This window comes from Rhodococcus sp. P4_F5 (assembly GCF_056401315.1).
Genome location: NZ_JBFUJP010000004.1, coordinates 108,879 through 125,186, shown reverse-complemented (window position 1 = coordinate 125,186; position 16,308 = coordinate 108,879). Strand labels below are relative to the sequence as shown.

At 70.5% G+C, this 16,308-nt stretch carries 15 protein-coding genes; 9 read left to right on the top strand and 6 right to left on the bottom strand.

All coding sequences use genetic code 11. The annotated features are described in order from the left end of the window. Positions 1–29 precede the first annotated feature (29 nt). Positions 30–392 (top strand): hypothetical protein, encoded by a 363-nt coding sequence (locus AC1DU4_RS04180; RefSeq protein WP_477837816.1) that lies wholly within the window; start codon positions 30–32, stop codon positions 390–392. 88 nt (positions 393–480) lie between these two features. Here the strand turns inward: AC1DU4_RS04180 and AC1DU4_RS04175 are convergent, their stop codons facing one another. Genes AC1DU4_RS04175 through mptB form a run of 5 tightly spaced genes read right to left on the bottom strand, consistent with a single transcriptional unit; the run spans position 481 to position 6,530 of the window. Beyond that, on the bottom strand, positions 481–1,455 hold the full coding sequence (locus tag AC1DU4_RS04175) for a COX15/CtaA family protein (RefSeq protein WP_477837815.1): 975 nt from the start codon (positions 1,453–1,455) through the stop codon (positions 481–483). 47 nt (positions 1,456–1,502) lie between these two features. Next, complete coding sequence (locus AC1DU4_RS04170; RefSeq protein ID WP_477837814.1) at positions 1,503–2,972, bottom strand: SMP-30/gluconolactonase/LRE family protein; 1,470 nt, start codon at positions 2,970–2,972, stop codon at positions 1,503–1,505. 45 nt (positions 2,973–3,017) lie between these two features. Then, complete coding sequence (locus tag AC1DU4_RS04165) at positions 3,018–3,812, bottom strand: ABC transporter permease (RefSeq protein WP_477837813.1); 795 nt, start codon at positions 3,810–3,812, stop codon at positions 3,018–3,020. A 25-nt stretch (positions 3,813–3,837) separates the two neighbouring features. After that, the gene (locus tag AC1DU4_RS04160; RefSeq protein ID WP_477837812.1) at positions 3,838–4,782 is read right to left on the bottom strand and encodes an ABC transporter ATP-binding protein; all 945 of its coding nucleotides are present in this window, start codon (positions 4,780–4,782) and stop codon (positions 3,838–3,840) included. Next, on the bottom strand, positions 4,779–6,530 hold the full coding sequence (mptB, locus tag AC1DU4_RS04155; RefSeq protein ID WP_477837811.1) for a polyprenol phosphomannose-dependent alpha 1,6 mannosyltransferase MptB: 1,752 nt from the start codon (positions 6,528–6,530) through the stop codon (positions 4,779–4,781). The genes AC1DU4_RS04160 and mptB overlap by 4 nt, the downstream gene beginning before the upstream one ends. Before the next feature lie 103 nt (positions 6,531–6,633). On the opposite strand from mptB, the gene AC1DU4_RS04150 reads away from it, so the two are divergent. The 7 genes from AC1DU4_RS04150 to AC1DU4_RS04120 all read left to right on the top strand — a co-directional run bounded on the left by AC1DU4_RS04150 (position 6,634) and on the right by AC1DU4_RS04120 (position 13,225). Continuing rightward, the gene (locus AC1DU4_RS04150; RefSeq protein WP_092776491.1) at positions 6,634–7,425 is read left to right on the top strand and encodes a helix-turn-helix transcriptional regulator; all 792 of its coding nucleotides are present in this window, start codon (positions 6,634–6,636) and stop codon (positions 7,423–7,425) included. Between the two features lie 100 nt (positions 7,426–7,525). Continuing rightward, entirely contained in the window at positions 7,526–8,971 is a 1,446-nt protein-coding gene (gene sufB / locus AC1DU4_RS04145) for a Fe-S cluster assembly protein SufB (RefSeq protein ID WP_477837810.1), read from the top strand. Continuing rightward, positions 8,971–10,170 (top strand): Fe-S cluster assembly protein SufD, encoded by a 1,200-nt coding sequence (gene sufD, locus AC1DU4_RS04140; RefSeq protein WP_477837809.1) that lies wholly within the window; start codon positions 8,971–8,973, stop codon positions 10,168–10,170. The genes sufB and sufD overlap by 1 nt, the downstream gene beginning before the upstream one ends. A gap of 37 nt (positions 10,171–10,207) precedes the next feature. Then, positions 10,208–11,020 carry a Fe-S cluster assembly ATPase SufC gene (gene sufC, locus AC1DU4_RS04135; RefSeq protein WP_072847123.1) on the top strand — a complete coding sequence of 271 codons (813 nt, stop codon included), beginning with the start codon at positions 10,208–10,210 and terminating at the stop codon, positions 11,018–11,020. A gap of 5 nt (positions 11,021–11,025) precedes the next feature. Further along, the gene (locus AC1DU4_RS04130; RefSeq protein WP_477837808.1) at positions 11,026–12,336 is read left to right on the top strand and encodes a cysteine desulfurase; all 1,311 of its coding nucleotides are present in this window, start codon (positions 11,026–11,028) and stop codon (positions 12,334–12,336) included. 2 nt (positions 12,337–12,338) lie between these two features. Further along, complete coding sequence (sufU, locus tag AC1DU4_RS04125; RefSeq protein ID WP_477837807.1) at positions 12,339–12,833, top strand: Fe-S cluster assembly sulfur transfer protein SufU; 495 nt, start codon at positions 12,339–12,341, stop codon at positions 12,831–12,833. After that, positions 12,830–13,225, top strand: a complete 396-nt coding sequence (locus AC1DU4_RS04120; protein WP_477837806.1) for a metal-sulfur cluster assembly factor — start codon at positions 12,830–12,832, stop codon at positions 13,223–13,225. Before sufU ends, AC1DU4_RS04120 begins: the two co-directional genes overlap by 4 nt. Before the next feature lie 63 nt (positions 13,226–13,288). Here AC1DU4_RS04120 and ku read toward each other — a convergent pair whose 3' ends face one another. Further along, positions 13,289–14,143, bottom strand: coding sequence for a non-homologous end joining protein Ku (gene ku / locus AC1DU4_RS04115; RefSeq protein ID WP_477837805.1), 855 nt, complete (start codon positions 14,141–14,143; stop codon positions 13,289–13,291). 60 nt (positions 14,144–14,203) lie between these two features. Between ku and ligD the strand changes: the two genes are divergently transcribed. Further along, positions 14,204–16,099: a non-homologous end-joining DNA ligase gene (gene ligD / locus AC1DU4_RS04110; protein ID WP_477837804.1), complete on the top strand. Its 1,896-nt coding sequence runs from the start codon at positions 14,204–14,206 to the stop codon at positions 16,097–16,099. Positions 16,100–16,308: the final 209 nt, after the last annotated feature.

Sequence of the window (16,308 nt, the reverse complement as noted above, 5' to 3'; positions counted from 1 at the left end):
CATCCTTGCACTCCCGTATCCTCACTCCCATGAGTGTCGACACCCACGATTCGGGCGCGCCCGCCGCCACTGTCACCGTGCCGCAGCGCACCGTCGCCGCGGTCCAGAAGTTCGTCGCAGAGCACGGCGGTTCGGCGACCGCCGTCATCCAGCCGGTCGGCTACTCCGGCGTGCGGATCACCCTCGTCGGTGCCGACGGCATCCTCGGCGACCAGGTGGTCGAGGACGTCGCGACCGCCAACGCGGTGGTCGCCGCTGTGGCCGGGGTGACGGTCTCCGAGTGGGAGCGTGAACTCGTCAGCGTGGTCACCCCGCGCGTGGGCCACTGGCGCAAGATGGCCGGCTGGGTCGCGAACCAGACCCGGTTCCCGAAGGCGCGCAACGGGCTCTGACGGCCCGCACAGACAGCGAAGCCGGGTGGTCCCTGAGAGGGGGCCACCCGGCTTCTGTGTATGCGCGGGCCTGTGTGCCGGGTGTCGGTCAGGCCGCGCTGGTGGCGGGCGCGTCGACGCCGGTCGGTTGGAGCTCGCGGACCCGGCCGGCGGCGTACAGGGCGGCGGTGGCGGCCACGCACGCTCCGGCCAGCGCGACGTGCACGGTGACCAGGACGGCGGGCACGTGGGTCCAGAACTGGACCAGGCCGACGCCCGCCTGCGCCACCACCAGAGCCACGACCACCTTCAACCGCAGCGTGATCGCGGGGCGGGCCGCGATTGCGTACAGCGCGAATCCGAGGCCGACGAGCAGGGCCAGGTACGCGACCAGCAGTTCGGCGTGCAGGTGCACCAGGTTGGTGATGTCCAGGTTGAGCCGCTCCACCGTGCGCTCGGGGTTCTTGTCACCGGCGTGCGGCCCGGCGCCCGTCACCATGGTGCCCGCGACCAGCGTCCCGGCCAGTGCGACGCCGGACAGCGCGGTCAGCCACCGCAGCTGCTTCGGCAGCGGGTACACCTCGACGCCGTCGTCGGGCTGGTCGATCTTGTGGAACAGGATCACCGACAGCCACACCATCGCCATCGACACCAGCAGGTGCACGGCCACGGTCCACCAGAGCAGGCCCGTGAGGACCGTGATCCCGCCGATCACCGCCTGCGCGACGGTGGACAGCGGCATCAGCCACGCGTAGAACAGCACCTCCCGGCGACGGGCCGCGCGGGTCACCGCCAGCACGATCGCGGCCGCAGTCGCCACCACCAGGAAGGTGAGCATCCGGTTGCCGAACTCGATGGCCTGGTGGAACCACGGCGCGGTCGACGCCGCGGTCGGCACGAAGCTGCCGGGGTGGCACTGCGGCCAGGTGGTGCAGCCCAGGCCCGACGCCGTCACGCGAACGACGGCGCCGGTGACGGCGATGCCGCCCTGGGTGAGGATCACGACGAACGCGATCCACTTCTGCACCGCCAGCGAGGGCAGCGGGAGACGATTGACCAGGCTCACAAACCCGCGATACAGCACGTCCCCGATGGTAGTGGCCGATCAACTACAGCCTGTCGTTGGGGCTGTCAGCTGGCGGAACTCCCGAGGCCGCCCAGGCTGCCGAGGCTGCCGCTGCCCCCGCCTTCGCCGGCGCTCACGCGGACCATCCCGGTGACGGTGCCCTGGAGGTAGTCGCCCTTCGCGGTGATCAGCGCGGACATCTGCAGGGTGTCGTTCGCGGCGGTGCCGGGCATGCCGGTGGTGGAGAGCACCTGGCCGGTGGCCGGGTCGATCACCGTGAACTCGTACCCGTCCAGCGGCCCCCCGGTGCCCTTGCGCTGCACCGTGTACAGGTGGCCGTCGGCGGTCGACAGGTGCGGCACCGCGGAGCTGCGCACCGTGTTGTCCCACACCTCGTGGCAGCCGGTGCCGTCCGCGTCCACGTCGACGCGGGTCATGCCGCCGGTGAAGGGGGCGGTGGCAGGCACCGCGGGACCGGTGCCCTCGGGCACCGCCGGGTAGGGGTAGCCGTAGGTGCTCGCGACGAACACGGAGTTGCCGACGCCGATCGGCGAGTTCTCGCTGCCCGGTCCGCCGGACCCGAGCACCGGCACCTTGCAGACCTCCTGGCCGGTGTCGGTGCGGTGCACGAGCAGGTTCACCCGGGTGTCGGCGCTGTCGACGATGGTCACGTACTCGGAGCCGGTGGTCGGGCCGAAGAACGTCGGCGTCGATCCGGTGCCCCAGCTGAGCTGGCCGGGCTTGCGGGCTGACCCGCGGTCGTAGCCCTGACGCCAGTCGATCTTCGGGGTGCCGTCGGCGGCCAGGCTCAGCTGGTAGAGCGCGTGGGTGGTCGCGACCGAGACGCCGGCGGGGGAGCTGGAGATGCTGTTCTGCACCTGCTCGCCCTCGGGCACCCGCACGGTCCGGGCGACGCCGGCCGCGTCCACCGAGCCGATCAGTCCGGCGCCGGTGGCGAACCAGACGTTGCCCTGCCAGTCCGGCACCAGGCCGGTGACGGCGTCGTCCGCGGGAATCGTGCCGGTCAGGTCGACCGTCGAGTCGATCGACAGGCTGTTGCCGGTGTGACCGATCCGCAGCAGTTTGCGGGACCCGTCGACCACCACGAGGCGGTTCTCGTTGTCGAGGAAGGCGTAGACGCCGCCGAGCAGGCTGCCCTTGGTGAGTTCGAGCTTGGCGAGGGGGCTGGCCGGCGCGTCGGGGTTGAGCAGGTGGACGGTCGGGATCCGGCTGACGATCGGGGTGCACAGCGCGAGGACCAGGCCGTCCGAGCCCTGCAGCAGCGTCGGGCAGGCGGCGAGCAGGGACTGTGCGGTGGCGGAGACCTCCGTGCCGGGGCCGGCCAGGGGTGTGACGTCCGACGAACCGGCGTCGCCGTGCATGGTCGAGGTGCCGTCAGGACCCAGGAACGGGTTCGGCGGTGCGAGCGGACCCCACGGTTGAGCCAAGGCGGTGCCCGACCCGAGAACGAGGGAAAACGAGAGGGCGGCGAAGGCGGATGCGGTCCGCAGCGAAGTTTTCGGCACGCTGTGCATGATGCCTGTTCGGGGCGAAAATGTGATTCGTTTCACCCCGTGACGTCAGGTGAACTTGAACAGCCTGGTCGCGAGCCGCGCGGCAATCGAACCCCACAGCGCCAGCACCACGACGGCGAAGACGTCGACCGAGCCGGCGAGCGCGTGGTCGAGTGCCTCCGCGAGCGCGCCGGACGGGACGATCCGGGCCGCGGTGTGCAGTGCGCCGGGGATCGAGTCGCCCGCGAACACCACGCTGCCGATTCCGGCCATGACGAACCACAGCACGTTGGCCAGCGCCAGCACGATCTCCGCTCGCAGCGTTCCGCCGAGCAGCAGTCCGAGCGCGGCGAAGGTCGCGGTGCCGAGCGCGATGACAACCGCGCCGAGCATCAGTCCGGTCGCGTCCGGTCGCCAGCCGAGAGCAAACCCGATGGCGCCCAACAGGATCGACTGCAGCGCGACCACGATCACCACCGCGGCGCTCTTGCCGGCGATGATGCCCCAGCGGGGGAGCGGGGTGGCGCCGAGCCGTTTCAGGGCGCCGTAGCGTCGGTCGAAGCCGACCGCGATGGCCTGCCCGGTGAAGGCGGTCGACATGATCGCGACCATCATCACGGCCGGGACGACGGTGTTCACCCGCGGGTCGCCGAGGTCGCCGAGGGGCAGGAGGCAGAGGCCGATCAGCAACGTGACCGGGATGAACATGGTGAGCAGGAGCTGCTCGCCGTTGCGCAGCAGCAGCGTCAGTTCGAGGCGGGTCTGCGCGGCGAGCATCGACAGCGGTGCGCTGGGCCGCGGGTCCGGGGTGAAGGTGCCGACCTCGAAGCGGTTGTCCGCGAGGCGTTCCGATCGGGTCATGCTCGTCCCCTCGTGCTTGTCGTCGTCATCCGCGCACTTCCCGACCGGTGAGGTCGAGGAAGACGTCCTCGAGACGGCGCTGGTCGACCTGCAGTTCGGTGGCGAGGACGTCCATCTCCGCGCACCAGGTGGTGACGGCGACCAGGGTGGCCGGCTCGATGGTGCCCTCGACGACGTAGGAGCCGGGGGAGACCTCGCGGGGGGTGTAGCCGGCGGGCAGCGCGGCGTGCAGTCCGCCGAGGTCCAGCCGTTCGGGCGCGGTGAAGCGCAGGTGCCCGTCGGCGCCGTGCCGGGTCAGTTCGCTGGGGGTGCCCTCCGCGACGATCCGGCCGTGGTCGACGATCACCAGCCGGTCTGCCAGCGCCTCGGCCTCGTCCATCAGGTGCGTCGTGAGCAGGACCGCGACGCCGTCGCGGCGCAGCGCGTCGATCAGTTCCCACACCATCAGCCGCGCCTGCGCGTCGAGGCCCGCGGTCGGCTCGTCCAGGAACACCAGTTCGGGGCGACTGACCAGCGCGCACGCCAGCGCGAGCCGCTGCTGCTGGCCGCCGGAGAGCCGCCGGTAGGGGGTGCGCGCGGCGTCGGTCAGCCCGAGGGTGCGCAGCAGCCAGTCCGGGTCGAGCGGATCGGCGGAGTAGGAGGCGACCAGTCGGAGCATCTCGCCGGCCTTCGACCCTGGGTACGCGCCGCCGCCCTGCAGCATGACGCCGATCCGGGCCCGGACCTGGCCGGAGTCGGCGACCGGGTCGAGGCCGAAGACGCGGACGGTGCCGCGGTCGGGGGCGGTGAAGCCCTCGCACATCTCGACGGTGGTGGTCTTGCCCGCCCCGTTCGGGCCGAGCAGGGCCAGTACCTGGCCGCGGTCCAGGGACAGCGACAGGCCGTCGACGGCGGTCACGTCGCCGAAGGACTTCACCACGCCGTCGAGGCAGAGAACGGGTTGCGCCGTGCCGGACGCGGGAGAGCTCACGGGGTCCCAGCGTAGGCGGCAGCCGAACTGTCCTCGGCCGGTGCCCCGTCGCGGACCCGCCAGGGCAGGCGATGACGCGTGAGGAAGATGAGCAGCCCGACCACGAGAATGGTGGACACGGCGGCCTGCACGATGATGAACGGCTGGTACTCGCCGCCGTTGGGCATCACCATCAGGCTGACCACCGACGAGAACGCGATGGCCGGGATGCGGAACCCGGGACGGGTCGCCCACGCGGCCAGCGGGATCACCGCCCACAGCAGGTACCAGGGCTGCACGACCGGGAACAGCAGCACCAGCACACCGAGGGACACGCCGAGCGCGCCGACCGGGTGCAGTCGGCCGACGAGTACCGCGACCAGCATCCGCAGCGCGACGAACGCCGCCGCGAGGGAGGCGATCGGGCGGGTCAGGCTCAGCACGGCGGTGGTGTGGTCGCCGAGGCCGAGCAGCACCCCGGCCAGGCCGGTCCCGAGGCCGAGCAGCGTGGGCAGCGACATCCAGCTCCGCACCTCGTTGGCGGTGCCGAGGGTGTCCGGGGAGAGCCAGCCGAAGCCGAGGCCGCTGGCCAGGCTCACGGCGAGGATGACCACCACGGTGACCGCGAGGAGCAGCGCGGCCGACGCCAGGACCGAGCGCGCCGTGGCCCCCCAACGGCGTGCCAGGGCCATGCCGACGAAGCCGAGGGCCAGCAGCGACGGGATCTTCACCGTCGCGGACACCCCGATGAGTGCGGTCCCCGCCAGCAGATACGTCAGGTTGCGGCCGCGGATCGGGTCGGCGGACTCGACCGCCCGCAGCGCGATCTCCATGCCCGCGAGCATCAGCCCGAGCATCAGGGCCTCGTTGTGGATGCCCGCGACCAGGTGGAACAGCAGCAGCGGGTTGGCGGCGCCGAGCCAGAGGGCGGTCACGCTCGCGACCCCGCAGCGGCGGGCCAGCCGGGGCAGCGCCCACACGATCAGCGCCACGCCCGCCAGTGCCAGGAGCCGGTGCAGGAAGATGCCGGCGACGATGTTCTCGCCGGTCAGCCAGGTGATGCCCTTGCCGAGCCACAGGAACAGCGGGCCGTACGGGGCGGGGGTGTCTCGCCAGATGTTGGGCACCGTGCGGGTCAGGACGTGGTCGACGCCCAGGGCCTGCGCCGGTCCGATCGCGTACGGGTCGAGGCCGCGGGCGGCGATCTCGCTCTGCGCGAGGTAGGAGTAGACGTCCTTGCTGAACATCGGCGGCGCGACTGTGAGGGGAATCACCCACATCAGCAGCGTCCGGTCGAGTTGGGAGCGGGTCAGCCGCCGCGGGACGGCGCCGCCGCGGAAGCGGCCGACGGCGAAACGGCCGAGCAGCAGCCAGGCCAGCACCACCATGACGCTGCCGGTGATGGTGATGGTCAGCGCGACGCTGGGCATCCGGGCGGGCAGGCCGAGGATGCGCAGGCCCTGGACGGGGTTTTGCAGGACCGGTTGGGCGCCCGCGCCGAGCGCGCCGAGCGCCATGAGCAGGGCGCCCGTCGCGCCGAAGCGCCGGACGCCCGTCAGCTGGGCGGTCTCGCGGGCGTCGAGCCCCGGGGCCTCGGACTCGTCGCCGTGCAGGTGAGAGACGACAAATCGGTCACTCGGGCCGTCCAGGCCCACCGCCCGTCGTGCCAGTGCCACGGCGCGGTGGGCCCGGCTCGGGCCGTCCGGGCGCGCGACGAGGCCGCCGTTGCTGGTGGCACCGGAGTCCGGTGCGTCGTCGGTCTGTGGCACGGGGGCAGCCTAGCGGTGCATTTGGCGTGCGGAATCAGGCGCGGCGGTGTAATGCAGGGCACCCTTGGTGGACCGTGCCCGGTAATTCCGTCACACTGGTGTTGTGAAATCGGCAGCGGCTCAGGTCTCTCGTGGCGAAGGCGCAGGTCATGTACCTGTTCCCGCATCGCCCGGTGCCGTCACGTCCGCTGCCGCGCCGCGCGCGGCGACGCTGAACCCCACGGCCGGCGCCCACGAGGGTCACACCCGCGCCGCGGTGGTGCAACTGCTGCTGCAGCGGGGCCCGATCACCGCGACGGAGATCGGCGCGGAACTGGGTCTGAGTGCGGCCGGGGTGCGTCGGCACCTCGAGGCACTGATCGAGACCGGTGAGGCGCGTTCGGCCCGGGCGGCGAGCTGGCAGCACAAGGGCCGCGGACGCCCGGCGAAGCAGTTCCAGCTCACGGCCGCGGGCCGGTCCCGGCTGGGGCACTCGTACGACGACCTGGCCGGCGCCGCGATGCGTCAGCTCCGGGAGGTCGGCGGCGAGGCCGCGATCGTGGAGTTCGCCCGTCGCCGCGTGCAGACCATCGTCGCCGACATCGACCCGGCAGCGCACGACAGCGCCGAGGAGGTCGAGCAGACCGCGGACGCCATCGCGGACGCGTTCACCTCGGCCGGGTTCGCGGCCACCACCAGGCCGGTGGGCAACGGCGTGCAGATCTGCCAGCACCACTGCCCGGTCTCGCACGTCGCGTCCGAGTTCCCCGAACTGTGCGAGGCGGAGACGCAGGCGTTCGCCGAGCTGCTCGGCACCCACGTGCAACGGCTCGCGACCATCGCGAACGGGGACTGCGCCTGCACCACACACGTGCCGCTGGTGCCTCCGGCCGCGCTGCACCAGGAAGCGACATGACCCCACCGACGTTGATCTCGACCAGTTCGACCCCCGAAACCTCACCTCCGCCGGTACCCAGCCCGTACCGGTACGTACCAAGACTCCGGAAGGAGCTCGCATGACCGTCACACCAGACCAGGTGACACCCGAGGCGCCGCTCACGCAGGACGAGACGATCGCCTCGCTGGGCCATTACGGCTACGGCTGGTCGGACTCCGACGTCGCCGGTGCCAGCGCGCAGCGCGGGTTGTCCGAGGCCGTCGTGCGGGACATCTCCGCGAAGAAGAGCGAGCCCGAGTGGATGCTCGACATCCGGCTCAAGGCGCTCAAGACGTTCGACAAGAAGCCGATGCCGCACTGGGGTTCCAACCTCGAGGGCATCCACTTCGACAACATCAAGTACTTCGTGCGGTCCAGCGAGAAGCAGGCGGAGTCCTGGGAGGACCTGCCCGAGGACATCAAGAACACGTACGACCGGCTCGGCATCCCCGAGGCGGAGAAGCAGCGCCTGGTCGCCGGTGTCGCCGCGCAGTACGAGTCCGAGGTCGTYTACCACTCGATCCGTGAGGAYCTCGAGCAGCAGGGCGTGATCTTCCTCGACACGGACACCGGGCTCAAGCAGCACCCGGAGCTGTTCAAGGAGTACTTCGGMTCCGTGATCCCCGCGGGCGACAACAAGTTCTCCGCGCTCAACACCGCGGTGTGGTCGGGCGGCTCCTTCATCTACGTGCCGCCGGGCGTGCACGTCGACATCCCGCTGCAGGCCTACTTCCGGATCAACACCGAGAACATGGGCCAGTTCGAGCGCACCCTGATCATCGTCGACGAGGGCGCCTCGGTGCACTACGTCGAGGGCTGCACCGCGCCGATCTACAAGTCCGACTCGCTGCACTCCGCGGTCGTCGAGATCATCGTCAAGAAGGGCGGCCACTGCCGCTACACGACCATCCAGAACTGGTCGAACAACGTCTACAACCTGGTCACCAAGCGCACCAAGGTGGACGCCGGCGGCTCGATGGAGTGGGTCGACGGCAACATCGGCTCCAAGGTCACCATGAAGTACCCGGCCGTGTGGATGATGGGCGAGCACGCCCGCGGCGAGGTCCTCTCGGTCGCCTTCGCGGGCGAGGGCCAGCACCAGGACACCGGCGCGAAGATGCTGCACCTGGCGCCGCACACCTCCTCGACCATCGTCAGCAAGTCGGTGGCCCGCGGCGGAGGACGCGCGTCCTACCGCGGCCTGGTCCAGGTCAACAAGGGTGCGCACGGGTCGAAGTCGACCGTCAAGTGCGACGCCCTGCTGGTCGACCAGATCAGCCGCTCCGACACCTACCCCTACGTGGACATCCGCGAGGACGACGTGTCGATGGGTCACGAGGCGACCGTCTCGAAGGTCAGCGAAGACCAGTTGTTCTACCTGATGAGCCGCGGCCTCACCGAGGACGAGGCGATGGCCATGGTGGTGCGCGGGTTCGTCGAGCCCATCGCCAAGGAGCTGCCGATGGAATACGCCCTCGAGCTCAACCGCCTGATCGAACTGCAGATGGAAGGGGCCGTGGGTTAGTGGCCAACGCAAACGAGGCGACGACCGGGGTCAAGGCCGCCGTCGCCGGTGAGAACATCGTGCCCGCCACCAACAAGGGCGAGGTGTTCACGTCCTACGACGTCAACGCCTTCGAGGTCCCGGCCGGACGCGACGAGGTGTGGCGCTTCACGCCGCTGCGCCGGCTGCGCGGCCTGCACGACGGCACCGCGGTCCGTTCCGGCGCCGCGACCATCGAGGTCCAGGCGGGCGACGGCGTCACCGTCGAGACCGTCGGACGCGACGACGCGCGGCTCGGCCAGGCCGGTGTGCCCGCCGACCGCGTCGCGGCGCAGGCCTACTCGGGCTTCGAGTCGGCGACCGTCGTGACCGTACGCAAGGAGCACGAGGTCGCCGACGCGGTCAACATCGTGGTGACCGGCCCGGGCGTGGACAAGGTGGCATTCGGCCACATCCAGGTGCGGCTCGAGGCGTTCTCGAAGGCCACCGTCGTGCTGGACCAGCGCGGCAGCGGCACCTACGCGGAGAACGTCGAGTTCATCGTCGGCGACAGCGCCAAGCTGACCGTGGTCGCGGTGCAGGACTGGGCTGACGACACCGTGCACGTGGCGGCGCACCACTCCCGCCTCGGCCGGGACTCGGTGCTGCGGTACACCTCGGTGTCCCTCGGCGGCGACCTGGTCCGGCTCACCCCGACCGTCAAGTACGACGGTCCCGGCGGCGACGCCGAACTGCTCGGCCTGTACTTCGCCGACGCCGGCCAGTTCTTCGAGCAGCGGCTGCTGGTGGACCACTCGGCGCCGCACTGCAAGTCGAACGTCGTCTACAAGGGCGCGCTGCAGGGCGACCCGCACTCCGGCAAGCCGGACGCGCACACCGTGTGGGTCGGCGACGTGCTGATCCGCGCGTCGGCCGAGGGCACCGACACCTTCGAGCTGAACCGGAACCTGGTGCTCACCGACGGCGCCCGCGCCGACTCGGTGCCGAACCTGGAGATCGAGACCGGCGAGATCGTCGGCGCCGGACACGCCAGTGCCACCGGACGTTTCGACGACGAGCAGCTGTTCTACCTGCGGTCGCGGGGTATCCCGGAGGACCAGGCCCGGCGCCTGGTGGTCCGTGGCTTCTTCCACGAGATCATCGACCGCATCGCCGTCCCCGAGGTGCGCGAGCGCCTCGAAGCCGCCATCGAGGTCGAGCTCGCCGCGGTCGGCGTCTGAGACCGCCGCCACCACACTTCTCAAAGGACTTTATTCAATGACTGAAACGACCAACGTCGAAGCGGCCACCACCGGAACCTCGGTTCTGGAAATCAAGGACCTGCACGTCAACGTCGCCACCACCGACGAGAACGCCGAGCCGATCAACATCCTCAAGGGCGTGAACCTCACGATCCGCTCGGGTGAGACGCACGCCATCATGGGCCCCAACGGCTCCGGCAAGTCCACCCTCTCGTACGCGATCGCCGGCCACCCCAAGTACGTGGTGACCTCGGGTTCGATCACGCTCGACGGCGAGGACGTCCTCTCGATGAGCGTGGACGAGCGGGCCCGCGCCGGCCTGTTCCTGGCCATGCAGTACCCCGTCGAGGTGCCCGGCGTCTCGATGTCAAACTTCCTGCGCAGCGCCGCCACCGCGGTCCGCGGCGAGGCCCCGAAGCTGCGGCACTGGGTCAAGGAGGTCAAGGGCGCGCTGACCGAGCTCGAGATCGACCCGTCGTTCAGCGAGCGCAGCGTCAACGAGGGCTTCTCCGGCGGCGAGAAGAAGCGTCACGAGATCCTGCAGCTGGGCCTGCTCAAGCCGAAGATCGCGATCCTCGACGAGACCGACTCGGGCCTCGACGTCGACGCGCTGCGTGTCGTCTCCGAGGGCGTCAACCGCTACAAGGAGCGCGAGCACGGCGGCGTGCTGCTGATCACGCACTACACCCGCATCCTGCGCTACATCACCCCCGAGTTCGTGCACGTCTTCGTGGGTGGCCAGATCGTCGAGTCCGGCGGCGCCGAGCTCGCCGACGAGCTCGAGGAGAACGGCTACGTGCGGTTCACCCAGGCAGCAGCGGGAGCGTAACGACCATGACCGCGACGGTGGGGCAACTCGACATCACCAGGATCCGGGCCGACTTCCCGATCCTGGCCCGCACGGTGCGGGACGGGAAACCGTTGGTGTACCTGGATTCCGGCGCGACCTCGCAGCGGCCGGTCCAGGTGCTCGACGCCGAGCGTGAGTTCCTCACCACCTGCAACGCGGCGGTCCACCGGGGCGCGCACCAGCTGGCCGAGGAGGCGACCGACGCCTACGAGGACGCCCGGACCGCCATCGCGGCGTTCGTTGGGGCGTATGCCGACGAGCTCGCGTTCACCAAGAACGCGACCGAGGCCCTGAACCTGGTCACCTACGTCTTCGGCGACGAGCGCTTCGATCGGCACGTCGGGCCGGGCGACGAGATTGTGATCACCGAGCTCGAGCACCACGCGAACCTGGTGCCGTGGCAGGAGCTGGCCCGGCGTACCGGTGCCACCCTGCGCTGGTACGGGGTGACTGACGACGGCCGCATCGACCTGGACTCGCTCGAGCTGACCGACAAGGTGAAGGTCGTCGCGTTCACCCACCAGTCGAACGTGACCGGGGCGGTGGCACCGGTGGCGGAGCTGGTGCGGCGGGCGCGGGCCGTCGGCGCACTGGTGGTGCTCGACGCGTGCCAGTCGGTGCCGCACATGCCAGTCGACTTCCACGCGCTCGACGTCGACTTCGCGGCGTTCTCCGGGCACAAGATGCTCGGGCCGTCCGGCGTCGGCGTGCTCTACGGCAAGCGGGCGGTGCTCGCCGACATGCCGCCGTTCATCACCGGCGGGTCGATGATCGAGACGGTGACCATGGAGGCGACCACGTACGCGGCGCCGCCGCAGCGGTTCGAGGCCGGCGTGCCGATGACCTCGCAGGTGGTGGCGCTCGGCGCGGCCGTGCACTACCTGAACGAGCTGGGCATGGACGCGGTCGCGGCGCACGAGCACGAGCTCACGGTGCTGGCGCTCGAGCAGCTGTCGGCGATCGACGGTGTCCGGATCGTCGGGCCGGCGACGGGCGAGGACCGGGGCGGCGCGGTGTCGTTCCTGGTCGACGGGATCCATGCCCACGACCTCGGGCAGATCCTCGACGACGAGGGCATCGCGATCCGCGTCGGCCACCACTGCGCGTGGCCGCTGCACCGCCGGCTCGGGATCGCGGCCACCGCCCGCGCGTCGTTCGCGGTCTACAACACCGCCGACGAGGTGTACGCGCTGGCCGCGGGCATCCGGCGTGCGCAGGAGTTCTTCGGTGTCAGTGTGGCGGCGCAGCCCGTCGTCGACGAGCCGGAGACCACACCGATCGACGGGGCGTCCTAGTCATGCGGATGGAACAGATGTACCAGGAAGTGATCCTGGACCACTACAAGCACCCGCACGGGCGTGGACTGCGAGAGCCGTTCGGCGCCGAGGTGCACCACGTCAACCCGACCTGTGGTGACGAGATCACCCTGCGGGTGGCACTGACCGACGACGGCCGGGTGGCCGACGTGTCGTACGACGGTCAGGGCTGCTCGATCAGCCAGGCCTCGACCTCGGTGCTCACCGACCAGGTGGTGGGCATGGCGGTCGGCGACGCGCTGACCACCGTCGACGCGTTCGGCGAGATGATCACCAGCCGCGGTGCGATCGAGGGCGACGAGGACGTGCTCGGCGACGGCATCGCGTTCGCGGGCGTCTCGAAGTACCCGGCCCGGGTGAAGTGCGCGTTGCTCGGTTGGATGGCGTTCAAGGACGCCGTGGTTCAGATTGTCGACAGCAGCGAAAATTTTGCCGGTACCGCGGTGCCGGCTCAGACCGGAGGACACGCATCATGACCGAAACCCAGGCTTCCGAGGCGCAGGCCTCCGAGACGCCGGCCGCGGAGGAGCTGACCCCGCCGACCCCCGAGCAGCAGCTGTTCCTCGACGACCTCGAGGAGGCCATGCGCGACGTCGTCGACCCCGAACTGGGCATCAACGTCGTGGACCTCGGCCTGGTCTACGGCATCTCGGTCGACGACGACAACGTGGCGACGGTCGACATGACGCTGACCTCGGCGGCGTGCCCGCTGACCGACGTCATCGAGGAGCAGGCCCGCGGCGCGCTCGTCAAGAGCGGCCTCGTCGAGGACCTCAAGCTCAACTGGGTGTGGCTGCCGCCGTGGGGCCCGGACAAGATCACCGAGGACGGCCGCGAGCAGCTGCGCGCGCTGGGCTTCACCGTCTGACCTTCAGACTTACCGACGCAAGCGCCGGAACCGGGTAATCGGTTCCGGCGCTTGTTCGTGGGGTCAGCCGGTCTTGCGGGCCGGAGCCCGCTTGCTCGCCTTCTTGTGGGACTTCGTGTCCGACCCGCCGGACTTGCCGGACTTCGCCGCGTCCACACTGCGCTGCAGGGCCGCGACCAGGTCCACCACCTCGGCGTCCGCCTCGTGCGAGGCCGCGGCCGGGTGAGTGACCTTCTGGCCGCCGTTCGCGATCGCCTCGTCGAGCATCTTCTGCAGCTGGATCTGGTACTCGTCGGTGTAGGTCTCCGGGGCGAAGTCCTCCGACATCGACTCCACCAGCGACTTCGCCATCGTCAACTCCTTGCCCGACGGCTCCGACGCGTCCTCGAGCGACCCGAACTCCGCCTCCCGCACCTCGTCGGGCCACAGCAGAGTCTGAATCAGCAGCACCCCGTCGCGCACCCGCAGCGCGGCCAACCGGGTGCGCTGGCGCAGGGTGAAGTGCACCAGGGCGGTGCGGTCGCTCTCCTCGAGTGTTGACGCCAGCAGGACGTAGGCCTTCGGCGAGGCCGAGTCCGGTTCGAGGAAGTAGCTCTTCTCGAACAGGATCGGGTCGATCTGCTCGGACGGCACGAACTGCAGCACCGGGATCTCGTGCTTCTCCGCGGCGGGCAGCTTGTCGAAGTCGTCGTCGGTGAGGATCACCTGGGCGCCGTCCTCGGACGTGTACGCCTTGTCGATGTCGGCGAACTGGATCACCTGGCCGCACTCGGAGCAGACGCGGTTGTACTTGATCCGGCCGCCGTCCTTGCCGTGGACCTGGTGAAACCTGATGTCGTGGTCCTCGGTCGCGGTGTAGACCTTCACCGGGACGTTCACCAGACCGAACGCGATGGAGCCTTTCCAAATTGACCGCATGGAACCATGATGGTCCACACTGTGGGATCAGGCCAGGCGAACGGACCAGGGCGGCGGTAGATGGAGCACGACGTCGAGGTGGTGGTCGAGGGCCGACGCGTGTCCCTGACCAACCTGGACAAGGTGCTCTACCCGGAGGCCGGGACCACCAAGGCGGAGGTGCTGCAGTACTTCACCACGGTCGGACCGCTCATGCTGCCGCTGCTCGCCGGCCGACCGGTGACCCGCAAACGCTGGCCCGACGGCACCTCGGCGACCCCGTTCTTCCAGAAGAACGTCGACAGCGCGACGCCGTCGTGGGTGCCGCGGACGGTGATGCGGCACTCGTCGAAGACGATCACCTACCCGGTGGTCGACTCACTGGCGGCGCTGGTCTACTTCGCCCAGTCCGGCGCGCTCGAGTTCCACGTCCCGCAGTGGCGCTTCGACGCGGCCGGGCAGCCGCGGGACCCGGACCGGTTGGTCATCGACCTGGACCCGGGCCCCGGGGTGAGCCTCGACGAGTGCGCCGAGGTGGCACTGCGGGTGCGCGAACGCCTCGGCTCGCGGGGGCTGGACGCCCTGCCGGTGACCAGCGGCAGCAAGGGAATTCACCTGTACGCCGGGCTGGGGCGCGACTGGCCGGCGACGCGCTGCGTGGAGGTCGCCAAGCAGATCGCCGTCGAGTTGGAGCGGGAGACGCCGAGATCGGTGACCGCGACGATGACCCGGTCCGAACGGGCGGGCAAGGTGTTCGTCGACTGGAGTCAGAACTCGGCATCCAAGACCACGGTGTCGCCGTACTCGCTGCGCGGGACGGCGTTGCCGACGGTGGCCGCGCCCCGGACCTGGGACGAGCTGGCCCGGACCGGGCTGCGGCAGCTGGACTTCCGGGAACTGCTCGAGCGCGTCGAGGCGGGCGAGGCCGACGCGACGGTGCCGCAGCCGAGCACGCCCGACGCGCCCGTGCGGCGCCGGGGTTCCACGGCGGACGCGGCGCCGATGCTGGCGTCGGCCACCACGCCGGAGGAGTTCGGGCCCCGCGCGGACCCGGACCAGTGGGCGTTCGAGTTCAAGCTCGACGGCATCCGGGCGCTGGTCGAGTTCGACCACGACACCCGGTCGGGCGAGTCAACCGTGCGACTGGCCAGCCGCAACGGGGTGGACCTGACGCCCGGCTACCCCGAACTGCTCGCCGTACCCGAAGGGCTGCACGGGCATTCGGGGATGCTGGACGGGGAGATCGTGGCGTTCGGCGACGACGGCGCGCCGAGTTTCGGGCACCTGCAGCGGCGGATGGGGCTGACGAGGCCGGGGGAGGTGCGCGCCGCGGCGCAACGGGACCCGGTGGTGCTGCTGGTCTTCGACGTGCTGCAACTGGACGGCACCTCGTTGCGGGCCAAGACCTACCGGGACCGGCGCACCGTCCTCGACGCGATCCGGCTCGGCGCCGGCGACCGGTGGCGGGTGCCGCCGCTGGCGCCGCCGGACCTCGGCGAGGCGCTGGTGAGCAGCCGGGAGCAGCGGATGGAGGGCGTGGTGGCCAAGCGCTGGGACTCCACCTACCGCTCCGGGCGGTCGTCGTCGTGGCTCAAGCTCAAGCACGTTCACGAGCGCGAGGTGGTGATCGGCGGCTGGCAGCCGGGGGAGGGCGGCCGGTCCGGCGGCATCGGCTCGCTGCTGCTGGGCGTGCCCGACGGCGCCGGCGCGCTGCGCTACCTCGGAAGGGTGGGCAGCGGGCTCACCGGCGCGGCGTTGGCCCGGCTGACGGAGGCCTTCGGGGAGCTGGCCGCACCGGCGTCGCCGTTCGGGTCGTCCGTGCCCGCGGCCGACGCGCGGACCGCGCACTGGGTTCGGCCGGAACTCGTTGCGGAGGTGCGGTACTCGGAGCTGACCGAGGACGGCCGGTTGCGGCACCCGGTGTGGCGTGGGCTGCGGCCGGACAAAGGCCCCGACGAGGTCGCGGAGCAGTGGTGACGCCGCATTCGGCCCTCCTTGAACCGTGCGGTCGGTGGCAGGTGAGCGTGTGGACAGCCGGTCGGGTCGGTGGGCAGTAAATGGGTTGGACGGGATTCGGGAGCTTGATAGCGTGTGCGAGACCGTGACATCACGCGAGGAGGTGAGACCCATGAACGCAACAACCATGTGGGTGCTCCCACTCGTGTCCACGGTTCGGCGATTGACGT

Excerpts from the sequence above, each read along its gene's own strand:
- AC1DU4_RS04180 (WP_477837816.1), top strand. The coding sequence starts at position 30 with ATGAGTGTCGACACCCACGATTCGGGCGCGCCCGCCGCCACTGTCACC.
- AC1DU4_RS04170 (WP_477837814.1), bottom strand. The coding sequence starts at position 2,972 with ATGCACAGCGTGCCGAAAACTTCGCTGCGGACCGCATCCGCCTTCGCC.
- AC1DU4_RS04165 (WP_477837813.1), bottom strand. The coding sequence starts at position 3,812 with ATGACCCGATCGGAACGCCTCGCGGACAACCGCTTCGAGGTCGGCACC.
- sufC (WP_072847123.1), top strand. The coding sequence starts at position 10,208 with ATGACTGAAACGACCAACGTCGAAGCGGCCACCACCGGAACCTCGGTT.
- AC1DU4_RS04130 (WP_477837808.1), top strand. The coding sequence starts at position 11,026 with ATGACCGCGACGGTGGGGCAACTCGACATCACCAGGATCCGGGCCGAC.
- sufU (WP_477837807.1), top strand. The coding sequence starts at position 12,339 with ATGCGGATGGAACAGATGTACCAGGAAGTGATCCTGGACCACTACAAG.
- AC1DU4_RS04120 (WP_477837806.1), top strand. The coding sequence starts at position 12,830 with ATGACCGAAACCCAGGCTTCCGAGGCGCAGGCCTCCGAGACGCCGGCC.
- ku (WP_477837805.1), bottom strand. The coding sequence starts at position 14,143 with ATGCGGTCAATTTGGAAAGGCTCCATCGCGTTCGGTCTGGTGAACGTC.
- ligD (WP_477837804.1), top strand. The coding sequence starts at position 14,204 with ATGGAGCACGACGTCGAGGTGGTGGTCGAGGGCCGACGCGTGTCCCTG.